The sequence below is a fragment of the Mycolicibacterium mageritense genome, from assembly GCF_010727475.1.
GTDB lineage: Bacteria > Actinomycetota > Actinomycetes > Mycobacteriales > Mycobacteriaceae > Mycobacterium > Mycobacterium mageritense.
In genome coordinates this window covers 1,781,769-1,800,995 of record NZ_AP022567.1, presented here as the reverse complement: position 1 = coordinate 1,800,995, position 19,227 = coordinate 1,781,769, and the positions used below count along the sequence as shown (strand labels likewise).

The 19,227-nt window shown below is 65.8% G+C and carries 17 protein-coding genes; 4 read left to right on the top strand and 13 right to left on the bottom strand.

All coding sequences use genetic code 11. The annotated features are described in order from the left end of the window. Positions 1–42: 42 nt before the first annotated feature. Both G6N67_RS08730 and G6N67_RS08725 read left to right on the top strand, forming a co-directional pair. The gene (locus G6N67_RS08730) at positions 43–1,620 is read left to right on the top strand and encodes an amidohydrolase (protein ID WP_110798526.1); all 1,578 of its coding nucleotides are present in this window, start codon (positions 43–45) and stop codon (positions 1,618–1,620) included. Further along, positions 1,617–2,963, top strand: coding sequence for an APC family permease (locus G6N67_RS08725; protein ID WP_036432873.1), 1,347 nt, complete (start codon positions 1,617–1,619; stop codon positions 2,961–2,963). Before G6N67_RS08730 ends, G6N67_RS08725 begins: the two co-directional genes overlap by 4 nt. A 39-nt stretch (positions 2,964–3,002) precedes the next feature. Here G6N67_RS08725 and G6N67_RS08720 read toward each other — a convergent pair whose 3' ends face one another. Then, positions 3,003–3,422, bottom strand: a complete 420-nt coding sequence (locus tag G6N67_RS08720; protein WP_036432875.1) for an organic hydroperoxide resistance protein — start codon at positions 3,420–3,422, stop codon at positions 3,003–3,005. Between the two features lie 116 nt (positions 3,423–3,538). On the opposite strand from G6N67_RS08720, the gene G6N67_RS08715 reads away from it, so the two are divergent. After that, positions 3,539–3,979, top strand: coding sequence for a MarR family winged helix-turn-helix transcriptional regulator (locus G6N67_RS08715; protein ID WP_036432877.1), 441 nt, complete (start codon positions 3,539–3,541; stop codon positions 3,977–3,979). Here G6N67_RS08715 and G6N67_RS08710 read toward each other — a convergent pair. The 10 genes from G6N67_RS08710 to G6N67_RS08665 all read right to left on the bottom strand — a co-directional run bounded on the left by G6N67_RS08710 (position 3,958) and on the right by G6N67_RS08665 (position 15,788). Continuing rightward, the gene (locus G6N67_RS08710; RefSeq protein ID WP_110798416.1) at positions 3,958–4,248 is read right to left on the bottom strand and encodes a hypothetical protein; all 291 of its coding nucleotides are present in this window, start codon (positions 4,246–4,248) and stop codon (positions 3,958–3,960) included. The two genes, G6N67_RS08715 and G6N67_RS08710, sit on opposite strands and share 22 nt — an antisense overlap. 154 nt (positions 4,249–4,402) lie before the next feature. Then, a complete protein-coding gene (locus G6N67_RS08705) occupies positions 4,403–5,935 on the bottom strand; it encodes a sensor histidine kinase (protein WP_374762484.1) in 1,533 nt (510 codons plus the stop codon). A 5-nt stretch (positions 5,936–5,940) separates the two neighbouring features. Next, positions 5,941–6,654 carry a response regulator transcription factor gene (locus tag G6N67_RS08700; RefSeq protein ID WP_051578925.1) on the bottom strand — a complete coding sequence of 238 codons (714 nt, stop codon included), beginning with the start codon at positions 6,652–6,654 and terminating at the stop codon, positions 5,941–5,943. A 290-nt stretch (positions 6,655–6,944) separates the two neighbouring features. Then, on the bottom strand, positions 6,945–8,960 hold the full coding sequence (locus tag G6N67_RS08695) for a universal stress protein (protein ID WP_051578721.1): 2,016 nt from the start codon (positions 8,958–8,960) through the stop codon (positions 6,945–6,947). A 217-nt stretch (positions 8,961–9,177) separates the two neighbouring features. After that, positions 9,178–10,203, bottom strand: a complete 1,026-nt coding sequence (locus G6N67_RS08690; RefSeq protein ID WP_036432882.1) for an alcohol dehydrogenase catalytic domain-containing protein — start codon at positions 10,201–10,203, stop codon at positions 9,178–9,180. Between the two features lie 2 nt (positions 10,204–10,205). Then, positions 10,206–12,116: a flavin-containing monooxygenase gene (locus G6N67_RS08685; RefSeq protein ID WP_036432884.1), complete on the bottom strand. Its 1,911-nt coding sequence runs from the start codon at positions 12,114–12,116 to the stop codon at positions 10,206–10,208. A 155-nt stretch (positions 12,117–12,271) separates the two neighbouring features. Next, positions 12,272–13,024, bottom strand: coding sequence for an SDR family oxidoreductase (locus tag G6N67_RS08680; protein ID WP_036432886.1), 753 nt, complete (start codon positions 13,022–13,024; stop codon positions 12,272–12,274). Positions 13,025–13,060: 36 nt separating this feature from the next. Continuing rightward, positions 13,061–13,756, bottom strand: coding sequence for a DJ-1/PfpI family protein (locus G6N67_RS08675; RefSeq protein WP_036432888.1), 696 nt, complete (start codon positions 13,754–13,756; stop codon positions 13,061–13,063). A gap of 36 nt (positions 13,757–13,792) precedes the next feature. Beyond that, positions 13,793–14,752, bottom strand: a complete 960-nt coding sequence (locus G6N67_RS08670) for a GlxA family transcriptional regulator (protein WP_036432890.1) — start codon at positions 14,750–14,752, stop codon at positions 13,793–13,795. Between the two features lie 133 nt (positions 14,753–14,885). Continuing rightward, entirely contained in the window at positions 14,886–15,788 is a 903-nt protein-coding gene (locus G6N67_RS08665; protein ID WP_036432892.1) for a PhzF family protein, read from the bottom strand. 386 nt (positions 15,789–16,174) lie between these two features. Between G6N67_RS08665 and G6N67_RS38770 the strand changes: the two genes are divergently transcribed. Continuing rightward, the gene (locus G6N67_RS38770; RefSeq protein WP_110798527.1) at positions 16,175–16,342 is read left to right on the top strand and encodes a hypothetical protein; all 168 of its coding nucleotides are present in this window, start codon (positions 16,175–16,177) and stop codon (positions 16,340–16,342) included. Positions 16,343–16,479: 137 nt separating this feature from the next. On the opposite strand, the gene G6N67_RS08660 is transcribed toward G6N67_RS38770, so the two are convergent. Together G6N67_RS08660 and G6N67_RS08655 are read right to left on the bottom strand one after the other, a co-directional pair. Beyond that, on the bottom strand, positions 16,480–17,565 hold the full coding sequence (locus tag G6N67_RS08660; protein WP_036432896.1) for an NADP-dependent oxidoreductase: 1,086 nt from the start codon (positions 17,563–17,565) through the stop codon (positions 16,480–16,482). Positions 17,566–17,596: 31 nt separating this feature from the next. Further along, a complete protein-coding gene (locus G6N67_RS08655) occupies positions 17,597–19,219 on the bottom strand; it encodes an AMP-binding protein (protein WP_036432898.1) in 1,623 nt (540 codons plus the stop codon). Between the last annotated feature and the right edge of the window lie 8 nt (positions 19,220–19,227).

The following is a 19,227-nucleotide window of genomic DNA, read 5'->3' as shown; positions in this document are numbered from 1 at the left end:
GAGACATCGACGCTCTTCGACGGTGGCGTGATCTGGACCGGCATGACGACGACCGACGCGTTGCTGGTCGTCGACGGCAAGGTGCGCGCCATCGGGGAGCAGGCCCGGGCTGAGCAGTCCGATGAACGGGTCGACCTGGAGGGCGGATTCCTGATGCCGTCGTTCGGCGACGGGCACGCCCATCCGCTGTACGGTGGCCTCGAATCGGCCGGCCCGCCGGTGCGGCCCTGCCGCTCGGTGGACGAGATCGTCGCAGCCGTCAAGGCGTTTGCCGCCGACAATCCCGATCAAGAGTGGATCGTCGGGGCGTCCTACGACGGCAGCCTGGCCGATGGTGGGCTGTTCGACGCGCGCTGGCTCGACGCCGCTGTGCCCGACCGTCCTGTTGTGCTGCGGGCCTGGGACTATCACACGTTCTGGGTCAACTCGGTGGCGCTGGAGCGGGCCGGTATCACCGCGGAGACGCCCGAGCCGGTGCTCGGTGAGATTCCCCGCCGCGAGGACGGTTCCCCCTTGGGGACGTTGCGGGAATGGGGCGCCACCGATCTGATGGCCGCGGTCATGCCTGCGCGCGACGAGGCCGTGCGGATCGCGGCCCTGGACACCGCGGCGGACTACTACCTGGCGCGCGGCGTGACCTGGGTGCAGGACGCGTGGGTCGAGCCCGCCGACGTCGAAACCTACATTCGGGCAGCCAAGCAGGACGCCTTGCGGATGCGGTTCAACCTGGCGTTCTACGCCGATCCCCGGCACTTCGACTCGCAGGTCGCGCACTACGCCACGGCGCGCGAACGGGTGGAGGCCGTTGGGTCGCCGCTGCTGACCGCGCAGACCGTGAAGTTTTTCGCCGACGGCGTGGTGGAGAACGAAACCGGGGCGCTGCTACAGCCGTACTGTTCGGGCCTGCACAACCACGGTATGCAGCTGTGGGAAGGAGACTCGCTGGCCGAGGCCGCACGCCGGGTGGACGAGCTGGGCCTGCAGATCCACATCCACGCGATCGGCGACGCCGCGGTGCGTCAAGCCCTCGACGCCATCGAATACGTTGCGCGGCAAAACGGTCCGCGGGACCGGCGGCCCGTCATCGCGCACGCGCAGCTCGTGGACGACGATGATCTCGGCCGGTTCGCGGAACTGGGCGTCATCCCGAACATGCAGCCGCTGTGGGCGCAGATGGATGCCCTCATGACGGTGCTGACCATCCCGCGGCTGGGGCACGAGCGTTCGGACAAGCAGTACCGCATGCGCACGCTGGAGAACTCCGGCGCGGCGCTGGCATTCGGATCGGACTGGCCGGTGTCCTCGGGCGCTCCGCTCGACGGCATCGCGGTCGCGGTGTCACGGTGCACCTCCGACGGCGAACCGGCCGGTGGCTGGACACCAGAGGAGATCCTGCCGATCGAACCGGCCCTGGCGTCCTACACCGGCGCGGTGGCGTATCAGGCGTTCGCGGAAGCGGATTGGGGCCGCATCACGCCCGGCGCGAGCGCGGATCTGGTGTGGCTGGACCGCGACCCGCGGTTGGTCCCGCCACTCGAACTGCCGGCGCTGGAGGTCCGCGCCACCTATCTGCAAGGCCGGCCGGTGTATTCGGCCACGTTGGTGAAAGGACCGCGATGACCACGACCGAGACCGCAACCGACAGCGGCCATCTACGGCGAGTCCTCGGGCTGCCCGCTCTGGTGATGTTCGGCCTGGTGTACATGGTGCCGCTGACCGTGTTCACCACGTACGGCATCGTCACGCAGGAAACCGGCGGCCGGGTTCCGCTGGCGTATCTGGTGACGTTGGCGGCCATGGTGTTCACCGCACGGTCCTATGCCCGGATGTCGGTGGCCTATCCGGTCGCCGGCTCGGCATATACGTACGCGCAGAAGTCTTTCGGTGCGCCGATCGGTTTTCTCGGCGGCTGGTCGCTGCTGCTCGATTACCTGTTCCTGCCGATGATCAACTACCTGGTGATAGGGATCTACCTGCACGAGGCGATCCCGGCCGTTCCCGCGTGGGTGTTCGCGGTGGTGGCCATCGCGATCGTGACGTTCCTCAACATCATCGGCATCGTTTCGGTGGCCCGCGCCAACATCGTGATCGTCGCGGTCCAGGCGATCTTCATCGTGGTCTTCGTGGTGTTGAGCTTTGTGTCCATCACGGGCAGCGGGTCGGTGGATCTGCTGGCCCCGTTCCATGGCGACAACACGGCCCCGGGCGCCGTCCCGGTGTTCGCCGGCGCCGCGATCCTGTGCCTGTCGTTCCTGGGATTCGACGCCGTGTCGACCCTGTCCGAAGAGGCCAAAGACCCCAAACGGACTGTCCCGCAGGCCATCATGATCGCCACGGTGCTGTCAGGCTTGATCTTCATCGTGCTCTCGTACCTGGCTCAGCTGGTCTATCCGTCGAACGTGTTCGCCAACGTGGATTCCGGTGCGCTGGACGTGATGACGACCGCGGGCGGCAAGTTCCTGGTGGTTTTCTTCACCGCGGCCTACGTCGCGGGCGCGCTCGGCTCGGCCATCACATCGCAGGCCTCGGTGGCCCGCATCCTCTATGCCATGGGGCGTGACGGCATCCTGCCAAGGCCGATCTTCGGGCAGTTGCACCGCCGCTTCCTCACCCCGGCATACGCGATTCTCGTCGTTTCGGCGGTGTCCCTGCTGGCCGCCGTGATCGACCTGGCGACGCTCGCGTCGCTGATCAGTTTCGGTGCGCTGGTGGCGTTCTCGGCGGTGAACCTGTCGGTGATCAAGCACTACTTCGGTGACCTCAAGGAACGCGGTGGGATGGCGTTCGTCAATAACCTGATCCTGCCGCTCATCGGTTTCGCGTTGACCATCTGGTTGTGGACGAGCCTGTCCGGAACGGCCCTGATCATCGGGTTGGTATGGCTGGCAGTCGGTTTCGTCTGGCTGCTCGGGGTGACGCGGTTCTTCACGCGTCCCACCCCGACCTTGGACATGAAGGAATGAGCAAGGGCGGCCGCCCGTGAGCGGCCGCCCTCACCGGTCTCACACGACGGCGATGGTGACGGGGATGTTGCCGCGCGTGGCCTTGGAGTAGGGGCACACCTGGTGTGCGTCGTCGGCGATGGCCTGGGCGGTCTCGCGATCGACGCCCGGGATGCTGACGTTGAGCCGGGCCTGCAGCGAGAACGCGCCATCGGTGTTGACCAGGTCCACCTCGGCGTCCACCGCGGTGTCGGCGGGCAGCTTCACGTTGTGCTTGCCCGCGGTCAGGCCCATGGCGCTCAGGAAGCACGCCGACCAGCCCGCCGCGAACAGCTGCTCAGGGTTGGTGCCTGCACCGTTGCCGCCCGGCGGGGTCAGCTGGATGTCGAGATTGCCGTCCGCACTGTAGGACTCGCCCTGGCGTCCGCCCGTGGTGTGGGTCTTGGCGGTGTACAGCACGTTCTCGGTCTGAGTGGACACTGAAGTTCTCCTTCGATGATGTATCGGATCCGATTCAATCGGATGCGTTAGAGATTAACACGGCGATGGCGGAAATCAATCCCATCCGATTGAATCGGATCCGATAGAATGTGCGTATGCCCCGCAAGAGCCCACGCCTCGCCGACTTCATGTGCTTCGCGATCTACTCGGCCAACCTCGCGTACGGCAAGGCCTACAAGACGATCCTGGACAAGAAGGGCATCACCTACACGCAGTACATCGCCATCGTCGCGTTGTCGGAACAGGACCATCAGACGGTCAGCAGCCTCGGCGAAAAGCTCTTCCTGGAGTCCAACACCCTGACCCCGATCCTCAAGAAGCTCGAATCGCTCGGTTACGTTACCCGGCAACGCGATCCGAACGATGAACGTCAGGTGGTGGTCAGCCTGACCGACGCCGGACGCAAGCTTCGGGAAGAAGCGCTTGAGATGGACCTTCTCGCGGCCACCGGATTGTCGATCGATGAACTCAAGACCATGCAGCGCGGCGTCGCGAAGCTACGCGACAACCTGCGTCAGCACGTCACGTCGACATAGACGGTCTGCGATATCACCGTGGTGTTGATCGAACCTCCACCGCGAGAGTCGCGCGTGACGTGCTGCTGTCCGGCCCGCACGCCGCGCACCGCGCATTGTTCGAGCGGTGCGCCGCCGACCCGGTTGACGATGACGTTGTACCCCTGAGCTTTGAGGTCGTTGACCGTTCGTTCGACTGAGGACGGGCCGGAGGGTGCGGCGCCGGCCTGCCCGCCGCCCACGGTGAGGGCTGCGAGGACTGCGGCACCGACTGCGAGTTGATACTTCATGATGACGGCTCCCTGAGTGCGTTGTCGATTACTCCTTCAACGCTAGAAACCGTTGTGCGCCTTGGGTATTTACCGATAGACAACCCATATCTTCGATAGGAATTTCATAGACTCGGCCGGGGGCGGTGTGCTGTGTGAGCCCGCCGAGGGCGCATCAGACAGCCGCGAGCGGTTGCTTTGCCTCGTGCGTGTCCGCCGCATGTGGCACGGTCGCTTGCGGGAGGCGGATGCGGAATGTGGTCTGACCGGGCCGGGATTCGGCGGTTACGGTGCCGTGGTGAGCCTCGACGATCGAGGCGACGATGGCCAGGCCCAGCCCAGTGCTGCCGGCTTGGCGCGACCGTGAGGTGTCGGCACGCACGAACCGCTCGAACAGATGAGGCACCAGGTCGGCCGCGATCCCGGGGCCGTCATCGGCGATGGTGACCTCCACGTGCGGCCCCTTGGCGTCGGCAACCGCGCGGGCCACGACGGCAACGGTCGTCCCCGGTGGTGTGTGCGTACGGGCGTTGGACAACAGGTTCGCGACCGTCTGATGCAGTTGGGCCTGGTCGCCGCGGCACCACAGGGCTCCGGTGGGCGTCTCGCAGCGCCAATGGTGTGACGGGGCGATCACGGCCGCATCGTTGACCGCGTCGCGCACGATGTCGGCCAGGTTGACCAGGGTGTTTTCGATGTCGTGACCTTCGTCGAGGCGCGCGAGCAGCAGGAGGTCGGATACCAGGGCGTTCATTCGCTTGGATTCGGATTCGATGCGCGCCAGTGCGTACTCGGTGGTTTCGGGGAGCGCGTCGCTGTCCTGGCGGGTCAGTTCCGCATGGCCGAGAACCGCGGCCAGCGGTGTGCGCAGTTCATGACTGGCGTCGGTGATGAATCGGCGCATCCGCCTGTCCGATGCCGCGACCTCCGCCAGCGCGCCCCCGACGTGGGCCAGCAGGGTGTTGAGCGTATGGCCGACCAGCCCGACTTCGGTGCGCCGGTCGGCCGCCTCTTCAGGTACCCGCACGGTGATGGCGTAGTTGTCGCGGTCCAATGGCAGCTTCACCACCTCGGCCGCGGCAGCAGCGACGCGTCCCAGCGGGCGCAGAGCGTGTCGGACGATGAGGAACGTGCCCAGTCCGGTGACCAGAAGCGTCAGCGCGGTGAGCGAGGAGACGACGATGTTCTGCTGGGTGACGGCATGCTCGGCGGCGCGATTCGATACACCGGTGACGAGCAATTCACCGGGGCCACCGTTTCGCGTCTGGATCCGGTAATTGCCGACCCCGGGCAGGTGGACGGTGCTGTTGCCCGCGGCGTCGCGGGTTCGGTCGCGGATGACGTCGGTCGCCGAGGAGGGTGCGCGTTGGGCCTCGCCGTCACCGAACAGCGCAGAGTCCATGACGACGCCGTCGCGGATCAGCACCACGATGTTGCCCGGGGCCTGACCCACCAGGTGGGTGAGCGGTTTCATCGTTCCGGGAGCGGGCAGTTCCCCCGAAGGCGTGGGACTGGACCGGAATTTGACCACCGAGGCGCCGAATCCCTCAGCGGCAGCGTCGAGCTGGCTGTCCACCATGCCGTCGACGGACCTGCTGAGGGTCGCTGTCGACAGCACGCCCAACACGGCGACGACCGACAGCACCATGGTCGAGACGGCGACGACGAGTTGCCTGCGCAGCGTCCAGGTGCGCCACCGGCGCGTCACGGGGTTCATTGGGCCGGCCGGATCAGATACCCGACGCCGCGTACGGTCTGGATCATCGGGGCGCGGCCGGCGTCGATCTTCTTTCGGAGATAGGACACATACAGTTCGACCACGCTGGAGCGGGCCACGAAGTCATACCCCCACACTCGCTGCAGCAACTCCTCGCGACTGAGCGCGCGGTACGGATTGCGCATCATGTAGCGCAGCAGATCGAACTCGGTGGACGTCAACGACAGCAGGCTGCCGTCGCGCAGCACTTCGCGGCTCGCGGCCCGTAACTCGAGGTCGCCGACGAACAGAACCTCGTCGGCCTCGGGAGTCGTGTAGGCCATGCGACGCAGCAATCCCCGTAACCGCGCAACCAACTCTTCGAGGCTGAACGGTTTGGTCAGGTAGTCGTCGCCGCCGGCCGTGAGCCCGGCGACGCGGTCGACGACGGAATCGCGCGCGGTCAGGAACAGCACCGGGGTATAGCGCGCGAGTTCACTCGGTGCGCGGATCTGCTCGAGCACGCTGAAGCCGTCCCCACCGGGCATCATGATGTCGAGCACGACCACGTCGGGGGCATGCCGCTGGTATTGCTCAACGGCGTCGGTTGCGTCGTGCGCAGCGTCGATCTGCCAGCCCTCGTACTGGAGCGCACGGCTGATCAGACCCGTCAGGGCGCGTTCGTCATCGACCAGCAAGACCCGGATCGGGGATCCGTCGGGTCTGGTCATCTTCGGCAGCTTCCCGACGATCGCCTTACGGCGTGCGCGCCCACCCTCCTCGTCAAGCAATACGGTCCCCTCCAGCAACAAAGCAGCCACGCAACCAGTCTGACCGCGGGGAGGCCGGTCGATGATCGAACTCATAAGAATTCCACAGACTCGCATTGGGGCCGAGCGGTGAATCCCTAGACCGCGAGCGCGCTGAGGTGGGCGCTGACTCTGCGTCTACGGCGTAAAAGTTCGAGTGACGCACGCCCTCAGCGCAGGATGAATCCTGGATTGCCTCGACGTCCTGTTGACTATGCGTTCACGGCGTGAAAGTCCGAGTAACCGACGCCGTCAACGCAGGATGAACGCGCGCCCTCGGGGATGACCAGGACCGGTGTGGTCGCGTGGGTGATCACCGCCGTCGCCACGCTGCCCTCCAGATGGCCCAGCAGACCACTGCGCCGGTGCGGGCCGATCACGATCAGGCTCGCGCCGTACGCGTCGGCGGTTTCCACGATGCCCTTCCACGTCGGGGCGGCCTCGACGGCCACGCTGCGCGCGGTGAATCCCGCCGCGGTCGCCAGCGAGGCGCCGTGTGCCGCAGTCTGTTCGGCCGCGTGGCGCACCTCCGTGGCCTGATCGGCATCGAAACGCTTGGATCCGGTGGGGGTGAATCCGACATCTGCCGGCTGCCACACGCACACCACGAGGGCGTCGCGCAGCGCGGAGAGTTGCGCGGCGGCCTGTCGGATCGCGAACGCGGCGCGCTCGGAGCCGTCGTAGGCGAACAGTACGGGTCCGCCGGACATCGACGCGTCGTGGCGCTCGGGTGCGACGGTGGCTGCGGCCCGGTCAGCCGGGAGCGGCGGCACCGCCACGTCACGCCGGAGTCGCGCGAGCAGGGGCGGCGAGTACCAGGCCGGGGATTCGCCGTCGAGGAACCGGTCGAGGTCGGGTGTCTGCGGCCTGGCCCCGCTGAGCGCGTAGATGGCCACGCCGAACGCGGCGCCGCCGATTGCGAGACCGAATCCGATCCACAGCGCATCACCGGTGCCCGCGGTCAGGCCACCCGATGCCGTCGCCGCGAAATGCGCGAAGATCGGCGCGACCATGAAAGCGGCCACCGCCCGCAACAATTCGATGATCGCGAAGACCCGCTGCAGGCTGTTGGACTGCAAGGAGAAGCCCGCGACGAACAATGCGGGTGCCACGGTCGCGCCGAGTGCGAGGCCCGTCAGTGCGGAGCCGAGCAGCGCCAGCGGTTGATTGGCCGGCAGGGCGAGCCGGAACACCACGATGCCTGCGGCGAGCAGGGCCATGCCGACCAGGGGCAGGTAGTGCATAGCCCGCCGGGTGATGACGACACCGAACACGAATGCCATCACGACGGCGCCGCCGAGTTCAGGGAGGTACAGCAGTCCGACCCGCACGGGGCTGAGGGACTGCAGGAACACCTCGGCGGTCAGCGCGGTCGCCGCGATGGATGCGGCCGCCGCGAACAACGCGACACCCACGCCCGCGACGGGGATCGAGCTGGTGAGCATCGTGCGGATGGTCAGCAGCGGCCTGCGCGCCCGGAACTGATAGACGATGAGGACCACGATCAACGCCAGTCCGCCGAGCATGGGCACGGTCACGGCCGCGTCGGTGAAACCGTGTGTGGTCAGCTGTGAGGCACCTATGAACGCCGCGGCGCAGCCGACCGACGCCAGCGCGATCGCGGTCAGGTCGCGCGGTGCGTCAAGGTCTGCGGGCGGTGCATCCTCGAACGTCAACGCCGCCATGATCAGCGCGACCAGCGCGATCGCCGCGACGATCCAGAACAGCGGCCGCCAGGCGTTCGACTCGGCCTGCACACCTCCGATGAACGGGCCCAGGGCGACGGCCCCGAAGACGCACATGTTCATGATCACGGCGGTGTGGCGCAGCTTCTGGCGCGGGAACCCGATGGTCAGCGGGGGAGCCGCGGCTATCAGCAGCATGCTGGTGGCCAGACCTTGCAGGACATGGCCGCAGACGAACATGCCGCCGTTCTGCGCCGACGCAGCGATCACCGAACCGACGACCAGCAGCACGGCGTAGCCCAGCATCATCCGGCGCTGCGGTAGGTGTTGGGCGAACTGGACCGCGAGCACGGTGCCCACCGCATAGGCCGCGTTGCCCAGTCCCGAGCTCAGGCTCATGGCCTGCGCGGACATGTGTAGCTGCTCGGAGATGATCGGCACCAGTGGGTCGATCGCAGCGGAAAGCGCCAGGTACGGGATCAAGGCGAGCGTGACCATGGCGGCCACCGCGGGATACCGTCCGGCGAGCGGGCCCTGGCGCATCAGATGCGCCCGTCAAGGGTGGTGGAAGGCGCTTGGTGATGTCGCGTCGGGATCGGGCAATCGACTGTTGGGTTCGGTTCGCGCACGTGTCCGTGGAACCATCCCCGGCGCGGACTTTATTCCACGTCCGACAAAATTATTCCCGCCATGTGGGAGCCGTCACGGAAATGCCACCCTACGAAGGCCTTTCAGGAAACCCACAGCGAATTCGCAGTGACTACGGTGTCAGCTGAATCTTGAGATGCTCTCCGTCGCGTGATAATGCCGCGGTATAGACGGCTGCCGCGTCGTCCAATGCCATTGTGGTGGTGAAGATTCCGTCGACGTCCATCCGCCCGGCCTGCAGCAACGGGATCAGCTCGGGCCAGGTCTGCTGCACCGGCGCCGTGGTGAGTCGGATGGTGAGGCTGCGGATCAGGCATGCCAGGGCGGGCAGTGGATAGGGCTGCAGGTCGTGTACGCCGACGATCGACACCGTGCCTCCGGTGCGGACCGCGTCGATCGCATCGTTGATGGACGCGTCACTGCCGACTGCGTCGATCACCGCATCGACCCCGAGTCCGCCGGTGGCCTCCCGGATCGGTTGCGCTGATGGCGGAGTGAGCCCGACCGCGCCCCACGCTTCGGCACGTTTGCGTCGGGCCTCGACGGGGTCGACCGCGAATACCTGTGCTGCACCGAGTGTCAACGCACTACGCAGCGCGCACATCCCCACCGCGCCCAGGCCGATCACCGCGACGGTGCCGCCGATCGGGATGTCGGCGCGTTTGGCTGCGGCCCACCCGGTCGCCAGGTTGTCGGTCAGCAGCAGGGCCTGCTCGGTGCTGATGCCCTCGGGCATGGCCAGCAGCTGGAAGTCGGCGGCCGGTACCGCGAGCAGCTCGGCCTGTGCGCCGCCGAGGGCTCCGGCGCCGAAGATCTGCGGGCCACGTACGCACCGGATCGGGTCATGCGTCGCGCACCCCGCGCAGCGGCCACAACCGGCCACCGAGGACACCAGAACCCGGTCTCCTTTACGGAATCCACTTACCTCCGAACCGGTTTCGACGATGGTGCCGACGGCCTCATGGCCGACGGAGATCGGGTCGACAATGGGGTAGTGGCCTTCCAGGAAGTGCAGATCCGAGCCGCAGATCGACGCGGCTTCAACCTTGACGATCGCGCCGTCCGGCCCCGGGAGCGCCGGGTCGGGGCGGCTGTCGACACGAATCTGATTCGAGCTGTCGACGACGACTGCGCGCATGCTCAGGCCTCCTGAAAGTCGGACCAGACGGGTTCGTCGATGGCGGAACGGTATTCGCTCAACCGCCATGGACTGACGGTGTGGATCTCGCCGTCGGCGTTCTTGAAGTACGAGTGCTTGATCGCGGGGTGTGCCCACACGGTCTGTCGGATCTGTTCTTGTGACCGGCTGTGCCAGGCCGCTGTCGGTTCCGGCCGCGGCTCCATTGTCTTGAGGCCGTTGGTGATCAGATGCTCCAGGCATTGGTTGATATAGCGCATCTGCAGTTCCGAGTTGAGGATCAGGCTGCCGCCGTGCGCGAGGTGCGTTCCCGGTCCGTAGGTCATGAAGAAGTTGGGAAAGCCGGGCACCGTGATGCCGCGGTACGCATACGGCCGTTGACCCCAGACGGTGTGCAGATCGACGCCGTCGCGGCCCGTGATGGTCATCGGGAACAGCACGTCGGTCGCCCGAAAGCCGGTGGCGTACACGATGATGTCGACGTCATGGGTATCGCCGCCGGCCGTGACGATCCCCGTCGGGGTGATCCGCTCGATCGGGGTGCGGATCAGCTCGACGTTGTCGCGCTTGAGGGTGCCGAGCCAGCTGCCGTTGTCCTGCAGTGTGCGCTTGCCGGTGGCCGGGTAATCGGGCAGCACCTTCGTCAGCAGTTCCGGATCGTCGCCGACCTGGGTGGTGATCCAGTCGGTGAACATGATCCGGGCGATGGCGTTGATCTCGCTGACGGCGTTGGTCTGGTCGGTGTAGTCCGGGTCGACGCGAGCAGCGTCCAGGCCCTTGTCGGCGCCTGGCCACATGAGCAGGAACCGGTACCAGCGGCCGTAGAACGGCAGATGTTCCATCGCCCACCGGACCCCGGGCGCGACGGGCTCGTGGTACATCGGGTTCGGGAACATCCATTGCGCGGTGCGTTGGAACACCGTCAGGTGTTCGACCTTGTCGGCGATGGCCGGGGCGATCTGGAAGCCGCTCGCGCCAGCACCGATCAGGGCCACCCGCTTGCCGGTGACGTCGACGTCGTGGTCCCACGCCGCGGAGTGAAACGCCGGTCCCGCAAAGGTTTCCGCGCCAGGGAAATCGGGGATCTGCGGTCGGTTGAGCTGGCCGACCGCGGTGATTACGGCGTTGGCCTCGATCATGGCGGTGCCGTTCGCGTTTCGCACCGTGACATTCCACCTGTCGTTCTGCCACGCGGCCGAGACGACTTCGGTGTTCCACCGAATGTGGGGTTCCAGGCCGTGGCGGTCGACCACGCCCCGGAAGTACCGGCGCAGCTCGGGTTGTTCGGCGAAGAAGTGGTCCCAGTGGTTGCTGGGTTCGAAGCTGTAGCAGTAGAAGTGGTTGGCCACGTCGACCCGCGCGCCGGGATAGCTGTTCTCCCACCACGTTCCGCCCGGTCCGGCGTTCTTCTCGACGATGGTGAAGTCGATCCCGGCCTGCTTGAGCCGCACCCCGGCGAGCACGCCGGATTCCCCGCAGCCGATCACGACCACGTGGAAGCCGTGTGCGTCGTCGAGCCTGTTCGGCCGACGCGGGTCGACACCCGCGAGATCCAACTCCTCCAGCACCAGCGGCAGGTTGTCGTCGTCGACCGGTTCGCACGCTGCCCAGTCGAGCATTTCTTTGACCAGGTCTGCCGGCAGCGGGTCGGGGACCGGGCAACCGCGGTCGCGGTAGTCGGCGATCACCGGCAGCGCCGCCTCGCGCGCCCGAGCCCTGTCGTCCTCGCTCATGAAGCCCTGGACCTCGTTGAGGAACAGCCCGGCCTGTTTGAACTCGCGGATGAATCGCGGATCACCCGTGATGTGCACGAGCGACAGCAGCAGCGTCGGAATGCTGACGTCTTTCAGCGCCGCCACGATGTCTGCGGTCGACGCCGTAAACGGTTGGCCGACGTGGAAGCTTCGCGTCACATCGAGTTACGCTACTCATCGTAGCGATATGGGGCAAGGGTTCACCGTCGAATGGGCACCGCACAACACGCCCGCATTCGAGCGGGTGAACCGAAAAACGGAGCGTCTACCAATGGATGGTCCGCATCGACGCGGTCGCCAAGCGCCGCCGGACCTCACAACTGCGAAATACCGCCGTCTACCACGAGTTCGGAGCCGAGAATAAAGGTCGACTCGTCGCCGGCCAAGTACAACGCGGCTTGGGCGATGTCGTCGGCGGCGCCCGCACGACCGGCGGGGGTGCGCGCCACGAGACCGGCCAAGACTGCCTGTGCCTCTTCGGGTGTGCGTCCCCGGCGCTGCAGCGGGGTGTCGATGGCTCCGGGCGATATGGCGTTGACGCGGATCCGGCGGTCCAGTAGTTCGGCCGACCAGGTGCGGGCGAACGAGCGCACCGCGGCTTTGGATGCAGACAACAGCGAAAGCCCGGGCCTGCCGACCTGATTGAGGAACGAAGTGTTCAGGATGACCGATCCGCCATCGCGGATGATCGGAACCACCGCCTGCATGGAGAAGAAAACGCCCTTGACGTTGATGTCCATGATTGTGTCGTAGCGTTCTTCGTCGGTATCGGGTAGCGGTGTCGCATAGGCGATCCCGGCATTGGCGAAGAAGATGTCGAGGCCACCGAACGCGTCTTTGAGTCGTCGGGCCACTGCCGCCATGTCTTCTGCTGAGGTGACGTCGGACTGCATGGCCAGTGATCCTTCGCCGAGTTCGTCCTGTGTGGCCGCTATCTTGCCGTCATCGCGGCCGGTCACCGCCACCCTGGCACCCTCGGCGGCGAACAGGCGTGCGGTGGCCAGGCCGATGCCGCTGGTTCCACCGGTGATCAGTGCGGTCTTCCCCGCGAGTCTCTTGTCGGACACGACTACTCCATTTTTCGGTTCATCCAACGGGGCGGGTCAGTGCATCGCGACGCGCTCGCCGGCAACCCGGCGCATGGCGCCTACGCCGGCTTCCAACCGGGCAATGGCAGCGTCGAGGGTGGCCTTGTCGGCACGCTCGGGTGTACCGCAGTCGAACGGCGGTGCTGGATCGTATTCCAACACGAGTTGCAGTGTCCTGGCGAACTTCTCGTCGGTGAGCACCGCGGCGAGTTGCAGAGCGAAATCGATACCGGCCGTCACGCCGCCACCGGTCATGCGGTCGCGGTCGACCACGACGCGTCGATCGTCGGGAATGGCTCCGTACGCGGCGAGGAACTCCCGAAAGGCCCAGTGTGAGGCCGCGCGGTAGCCGTCGAGCAGACCGGCGGCGGCGAGGATCAGCGACCCGGTACACACACTGGTGAGATACCTGGCGTTGGTGGCGATTGTCCGGACGAAAGCCAGTGTGGCATCGTCTCGAACCATGATCTCGGTGCCGCGCCCACCGGGGATGAACAGTAGGTCGTACTGCGGCTCGCAGTCGGCGAAGCTGCGGTCCGGCGCAATCGTGATACCGGAGTCGGTGGTCACCGGATCAGCGGTCTTGGCCACAAGGTGGACCGTCGTGTCGGGCAGCGCCGAGAGCACCTGTTGTGGACCGACGAGGTCCAACGTGGTGAACCCGGGATAGATCAGCATAGCGATCCGGGTGGGCGCGCTTGCATCAGTCATTTGCGTTGTCCTTCTGAATGTTCAGGTATGGCGATGTCAGGTGAACGCCTTGCGGTATGCGTCCGGCGAGACGCCGAGTTGCCGGATGAAGTTTCTGCGCATGGTCTCTGCGGTGCCGAAACCACATCGAGCCGCAATGGCCGACACGGGGTCGGCGGTCTCCTCGAGCTGGCGACGCGCTGCCTGTGTTCGGACCCGGTCGACGTATGCCCCTGGCCCCTCGCCGATTTCACTGGTGAACACGCGGGTGAAGTGGCGAACGCTCATGGCTGCGGCCGCAGCGAGGGTACCCATGGTGTGCGGGGCCGCCGGGTCTGCCTCGATGGCCTCTTGCACGTGCCGAATCTCGTCCCGCCGGGCGCGGGGCGTCCAGACCGGCGCGGCGAACTGGCCTTGGCCACCGGGTCGGCGAAGATACAGAACCAACCAGCGCGCAACCGCTTTGGCGACCTCGGTACCGTGGTCGAGCTCCACAAGAGCCAGGGAGAGGTCGATGCCTGCACTCACTCCGGCAGCGGTCCACACCTGCTGCGAACTCCTGACGAACATGAGGTTCGGATCGACCCGTACTTCTGGATAGCGTTGCGCCAGCCGCTCGGCGAATGCCCAATGGGTGGTCGCCTGACGGCCGTCCAACAGACCGGCCTCGGCGAGCAGAAACGCTCCGGTGCAGACGCTGACGATTCGGCGTGCATGCCTGGCCGTCTCCTTCACCCACTCGATGAGTGCGGGGTCTGAATTTCTCGATATACCAACTCCACCCGGGATCACCACGGTATCCACCTGGTCGGGTTCTGGCAGTGGGCGTGCGGACAGCACCAATCCTGTACTGGCGGCTACCGGTTCACCGCCAACCGAGGCGAGGGCGACCTCGTATCCTGTGCTTTGCCAAGCTTCGTCGTCGACGAACCGAGCGGCGCTGGTGAACGTCTCGAAGGGGCCGACGATATCCAGGGCCTGAACGCCGCGGAACCCTACGACGGTGACTGCCTTCATGGCTTCCAGCCTTCACGGCCAACCGTGTGGCGTCAACGACACGTATCCCACATTTTTGGCCATAACTGACCTGGGGTCGTGATGTCGGAACAGAAGTCCGCGCTATGGCCCCGTGCTCTGAATCTGTTGCCGTTCAATCCAAGTCGAATGTCCCGGTGAACATCTCGGCGCAGCGGCCCCGGATCTTTGCCCGGACGGCGCTGCCGTCTCGCACACTTCGCGAAACCACCGTGGACGGCCGGCCCATGTCTTCGCCCTGCCGAATCCGCAGCGCAACGTCGGTGCCCTGAACGTCTGACAACAGCGCTGCGAGGGCTGCTGCCGCGCTGCCGGTGGCCGGATCCTCCACCAAACGGAATGTGAACATCCGCGCCGACAAGTCCATATCCGTTGTGGCACTGCGAGTTGCGTCGTCGCGTGTGTAGAGGTACACCGCCTTCGCGCCGTCCAGGGGGAACAGGTCATCGTAAGCTCGTCGGTCCGGACGAGCGCGGCGCAAAGCGTCCCGGGAATGCAGCTCGACAGTGAGAAACGGCAGACCCACCGAGATGACCTGCGGACCATGGATGACCGTGCGGACGTCTTGACCGTCAAGGCCGATACACGCGGCCGCGGCATCGGGTGCAACGATCGTTGCGCGCGACAAAGCCTCGGGAGCGAGAAGCTCGGCGCCGACGACCTCGTCGTTTTCGACCATCAGCTCAATCTCGACGAGGCCTGCTGCTTCCTCGAACTGGAACCGTCGCGGTGCCGAACCACCCTCGGCAATTCGGTGGCGTGCCAACAGGAACGCCGTGCCGATGTTGGGATGACCGGCGAACGGCACTTCACGGTCGGGAGTGAAGATGCGGACATGGGCGGTGTGGTCCGGTTTGCGTGCAGGCAGGACGAATGTCGTCTCGATGTAGTTGAACTCGGCCGCCAAAGCCTGCATCTGTGGGTCGGTCAGACCGTCGGCATCCAGCACCACGGCCACGGGGTTTCCGCCGAAGGGCCGGTCGGCGAATACATCGGCCGTGACATAGCGGCGCAGCATAGACGCTCCCATCATTCTCGTTGTGGCCGGCACATCCCAGCATGCACCGCGTCGACCTTCCAGCCGGGAGAGCCCTGTCGGCGGCTCATGACGTTGCGTCGATCGGTTGCGGGTGTAGCACGACGAGCAGCAGCGCGGCGTTGCGCAGGATGAATGCCGAGCTATTTGCCGGTGTATGTGTGTGGCGCGTGTTCGCGGTCACAGCCGGCGGCGTTCAGGCGGTTGATTGCTGCCATCGGGCGGTCAATTTCTGCCAGCGGAATTAAGTGCGTTGAGCAGCGTGTTGTGGCAGTCAGACCGGGTAGGAAACCCCCGAACCGGTGGACAAACATCCGAACCGCGACCTCGCCGCCACGGCTCGAACTCCGAAACAGAAGGGCTTCGACATGAAGAAGTTTGGATTTGCCAGCGCCATCGCCGCAGGTTTCGCCGCCGCCGTTTTCGGGCTGGCTGCCCCGGCCCAGGCCGACGTCACCCACAACCAGTGGGTGCATGACATCCAGCACCAGGCCACCGTCGGCAGCGTCACACCGGTGTTCGGCAACGGCCGCTGACCCACAACTGAAAGGACGGGTACCCACATCGGGTGCCCGTCCTTTTGCGTCGACTCTGCATCCTCGGCGCAGAAGCGCGAGTAGCCCGCGCCATCACCGCAGGATGAACCGGAGATGGAGGCGGCTGCGTGTCGGTGTCAGGAATTTCCGCCAGTGGGCTCAGCGATCTGCAGGAGCTGCTTGCCGAAGTTCTTACCGGCGAACAGGCGGTTGAGGGTGTCGACGGCGTCGTCGACTGTTCCCTTCTGGATATCTTCGGCCCAGACGATGTCGCCGTTGCGGATCCACTCGGCAAGTCTGTGCGCAGCCTCGTCGAAACGGTCCAGGAAGTCGGTCACGATGAACCCCGCCATGCTGGCGCTGCGGACTGTGATGGTCGACAGGTTTGTCGGGCCGTACGCGGTAGCCTCGTCGGAATAGCCGCTGGAGATGCCGCCGCACAACACGACTCGGCCCCGCTGGGCGATGTTTCGGATGCCGGCCTCCAGGATCTTGCCGGCGACGTTGTCGTAGAACAGGTTCACACCGTGGGGGGCCAGCTCGGCGATGCGGTCGACGACATCCTCGACCTTGTAGTCGATCGCGGCATCGAACCTCGCAGTCTCGGTGAGCCATCGGGCCTTGTCGGGTCCACCGGCAAGTCCGATGGTGTGGGCGCCGCCCAGCCGCGCGATCTGGCCCGCCACCGATCCGGTCGCGCCGGCTGCACCGGACACGAGTACGACATCGCCGGGTCGGACGTGGCCGATCTCGACCATTCCGAAGTAGGCGGTGAGGCCGGTGGTTCCCAGCACGCCGAGCGCCGCCGTCGGCGCGATGCCCTCGGGAACTTTGTGTGCCCTGGGCAACGTGCCCGTGTTGCCGCTCACGTGCTCGAGGGTTCCGATAGTGCCTGCCGCGGTGGCGCACACCGCGTAGTCCTGCCAGCCAAAGTTTCCGTGCACCAGTGTGCCGACCGGGAATTCGGCGTCGGCGCTTTCGACGACCTCGCCGACCGCGTGTGCGCGCATGACGTCGCCGAGTGCGACGGGAGGAGCGTACGAGGGCCCGTCGTTCATCCATCCGCGCTGGGCGGGGTCGAAGGCCAACCACAGCACTTTGACGATGACCTCGCATGGCCCGGGTTCGGGCACCGGTGTGGTGTCGACGGTGAAATCGGATTGCTTCAGGGTCCACACCGGCCGGCTGGTCAGCAACATTCGGCGGTTTTGTGTATGAGTCATGGCGAGTCCTTCTCTCGGAGTGATGTTCGGGTTAGCCGCGGATCTTGGCGGTGACTTCGCCCCATTCGTTGGCGCGCAGTGCGGTCTTGAGCGTCTTGCCCGTCGAGGTCTTCGGGATCTCGTCGACGATCTGGATCTCGCGGGGTGCCTTGTAGGCGGCCAACCGGCGCTTGACGTGTTCGATCAGTTCGGTGGGGGTGACCTCGGTGGGCGGAACGGTGACGACGAACGCCTTGGGTCGCTCGCCCCACGTCGGGTCTGGTACACCGACGACGGCGACGTCGAGCACCGCGGGGTGGGACATCAATGCCTGCTCGACCTCGACCGAAGAGATGTTTTCGCCGCCGGAAATGATGACATCCTTTGCGCGGTCGAACAGTTGGACGTAACCGTCGGGGTGTCGGACACCGAGGTCACCGGAATGGAACCAACCTCCAGCAAAGGCCTTCTCGGTGAGTTCAGGCTCCAAGTAGTAGCCCTTCATGACGATGTTGCCGCGCATGACGATCTCGCCCATCTCGGTTCCGTCAGCGCACACGTCGACCAACGGCTCTCCGGGGGTGGACGTCGGGCGCACTACGCGTACATCCTCGGAACAGAGCATGCCGACGCCTTGGCGGGCCAGCCGCGCGGATAGCTCGGCCGAACCCAACTGCGCCCAGTCGGATTGCATCTCGCAGATCGTGTAGGGGCCGTAGGTTTCGGTGAGCCCATAGACGTGCTTCACCGTCGCGCCGAGGGCACGTACGGCTTCGATGATGGCCGGGCTTGGCGGGGCCCCGGCCGTGGTGATGGTGAGTCCGCGGTTCAATTGATGTGCTTCGGATGCGTTGGTCAACGTGCTCAGCACGATCGGCGCTCCGCTGAGGTGGGTGACGCCATGCTTGTCGATTGCCTGCCACATCGCATCGGCACGCACCGCTCGTAGACTCACGTGGGTTCCGGCCGACGCCGTGACGGCCCAGGGGTGGCACCATCCGTTGCAGTGGAACATCGGCAGCGTCCACAGATAGTGGGTGTCCGCAGTGAAGCCGTTGTGCACGACCTGGTTGAGTGCGTTCAGGTAGGCGCCGCGGTGGGTGTACATCACCCCTTTGGGGCGTCCGGTCGTTCCGGACGTGTAGTTGATGGCGATGGTGGCGGTTTCATCGGTCACCTGCCAGGGCAGTGGCTCGTCGGCGCCTCGGTCGAGCAGCTCTGAGTACGGTGTGGCAGCCCAGCAGCCGGTATCGGAGCCGTCGGCGCCGGGCAGTTCGACGATTTCGTTCACACTTTGGAAATCGTTCTTGTGCATGTGGATTCGTTGTAGTTGAGCGCCGTCCGCGATGAGCATCTTGGCTCCGGAATGGTCGCAGATGTACTGGATTTCCGGTGGTGCCAGGCGGGTATTGATCGCAACGAGGATACCGCCGGCCAAGGGGATTGCGAAGTGCGCGGTGAGCATCTCGACGGAGTTGGTGGCGAGGTAGGCGACCCGTTCGCCTGGCTGCACACCGGTAGCCCGCACCGCGTGCGCCAATCGGGTCGCGTGTGCCGCAAGGTCGGCGTAGGTGACGTGTCGGTCGCCGTCGATCGCGGCGACCTTGTCGGGGAACACCGAAGCGGAGCGGTCGAGGAACCGCAGGGGGCTCAGAGCGACATCGAGTCCGGTCATGATTGTTG

Bases quoted from the DNA above. Each gene is read 5' to 3' on its own strand.
- G6N67_RS08730 (WP_110798526.1), top strand. From the start codon at position 43: ATGACGACGACCGACGCGTTGCTGGTCGTCGACGGCAAGGTGCGCGCC.
- G6N67_RS08725 (WP_036432873.1), top strand. From the start codon at position 1,617: ATGACCACGACCGAGACCGCAACCGACAGCGGCCATCTACGGCGAGTC.
- G6N67_RS08715 (WP_036432877.1), top strand. From the start codon at position 3,539: ATGCCCCGCAAGAGCCCACGCCTCGCCGACTTCATGTGCTTCGCGATC.
- G6N67_RS08710 (WP_110798416.1), bottom strand. From the start codon at position 4,248: ATGAAGTATCAACTCGCAGTCGGTGCCGCAGTCCTCGCAGCCCTCACC.
- G6N67_RS08700 (WP_051578925.1), bottom strand. From the start codon at position 6,654: ATGACCAGACCCGACGGATCCCCGATCCGGGTCTTGCTGGTCGATGAC.
- G6N67_RS08695 (WP_051578721.1), bottom strand. From the start codon at position 8,960: ATGCGCCAGGGCCCGCTCGCCGGACGGTATCCCGCGGTGGCCGCCATG.
- G6N67_RS08690 (WP_036432882.1), bottom strand. From the start codon at position 10,203: ATGCGCGCAGTCGTCGTCGACAGCTCGAATCAGATTCGTGTCGACAGC.
- G6N67_RS08675 (WP_036432888.1), bottom strand. From the start codon at position 13,756: ATGACTGATGCAAGCGCGCCCACCCGGATCGCTATGCTGATCTATCCC.
- G6N67_RS08670 (WP_036432890.1), bottom strand. From the start codon at position 14,752: ATGAAGGCAGTCACCGTCGTAGGGTTCCGCGGCGTTCAGGCCCTGGAT.
- G6N67_RS08665 (WP_036432892.1), bottom strand. From the start codon at position 15,788: ATGCTGCGCCGCTATGTCACGGCCGATGTATTCGCCGACCGGCCCTTC.
- G6N67_RS38770 (WP_110798527.1), top strand. From the start codon at position 16,175: ATGAAGAAGTTTGGATTTGCCAGCGCCATCGCCGCAGGTTTCGCCGCC.
- G6N67_RS08660 (WP_036432896.1), bottom strand. From the start codon at position 17,565: ATGACTCATACACAAAACCGCCGAATGTTGCTGACCAGCCGGCCGGTG.
- G6N67_RS08655 (WP_036432898.1), bottom strand. From the start codon at position 19,219: ATGACCGGACTCGATGTCGCTCTGAGCCCCCTGCGGTTCCTCGACCGC.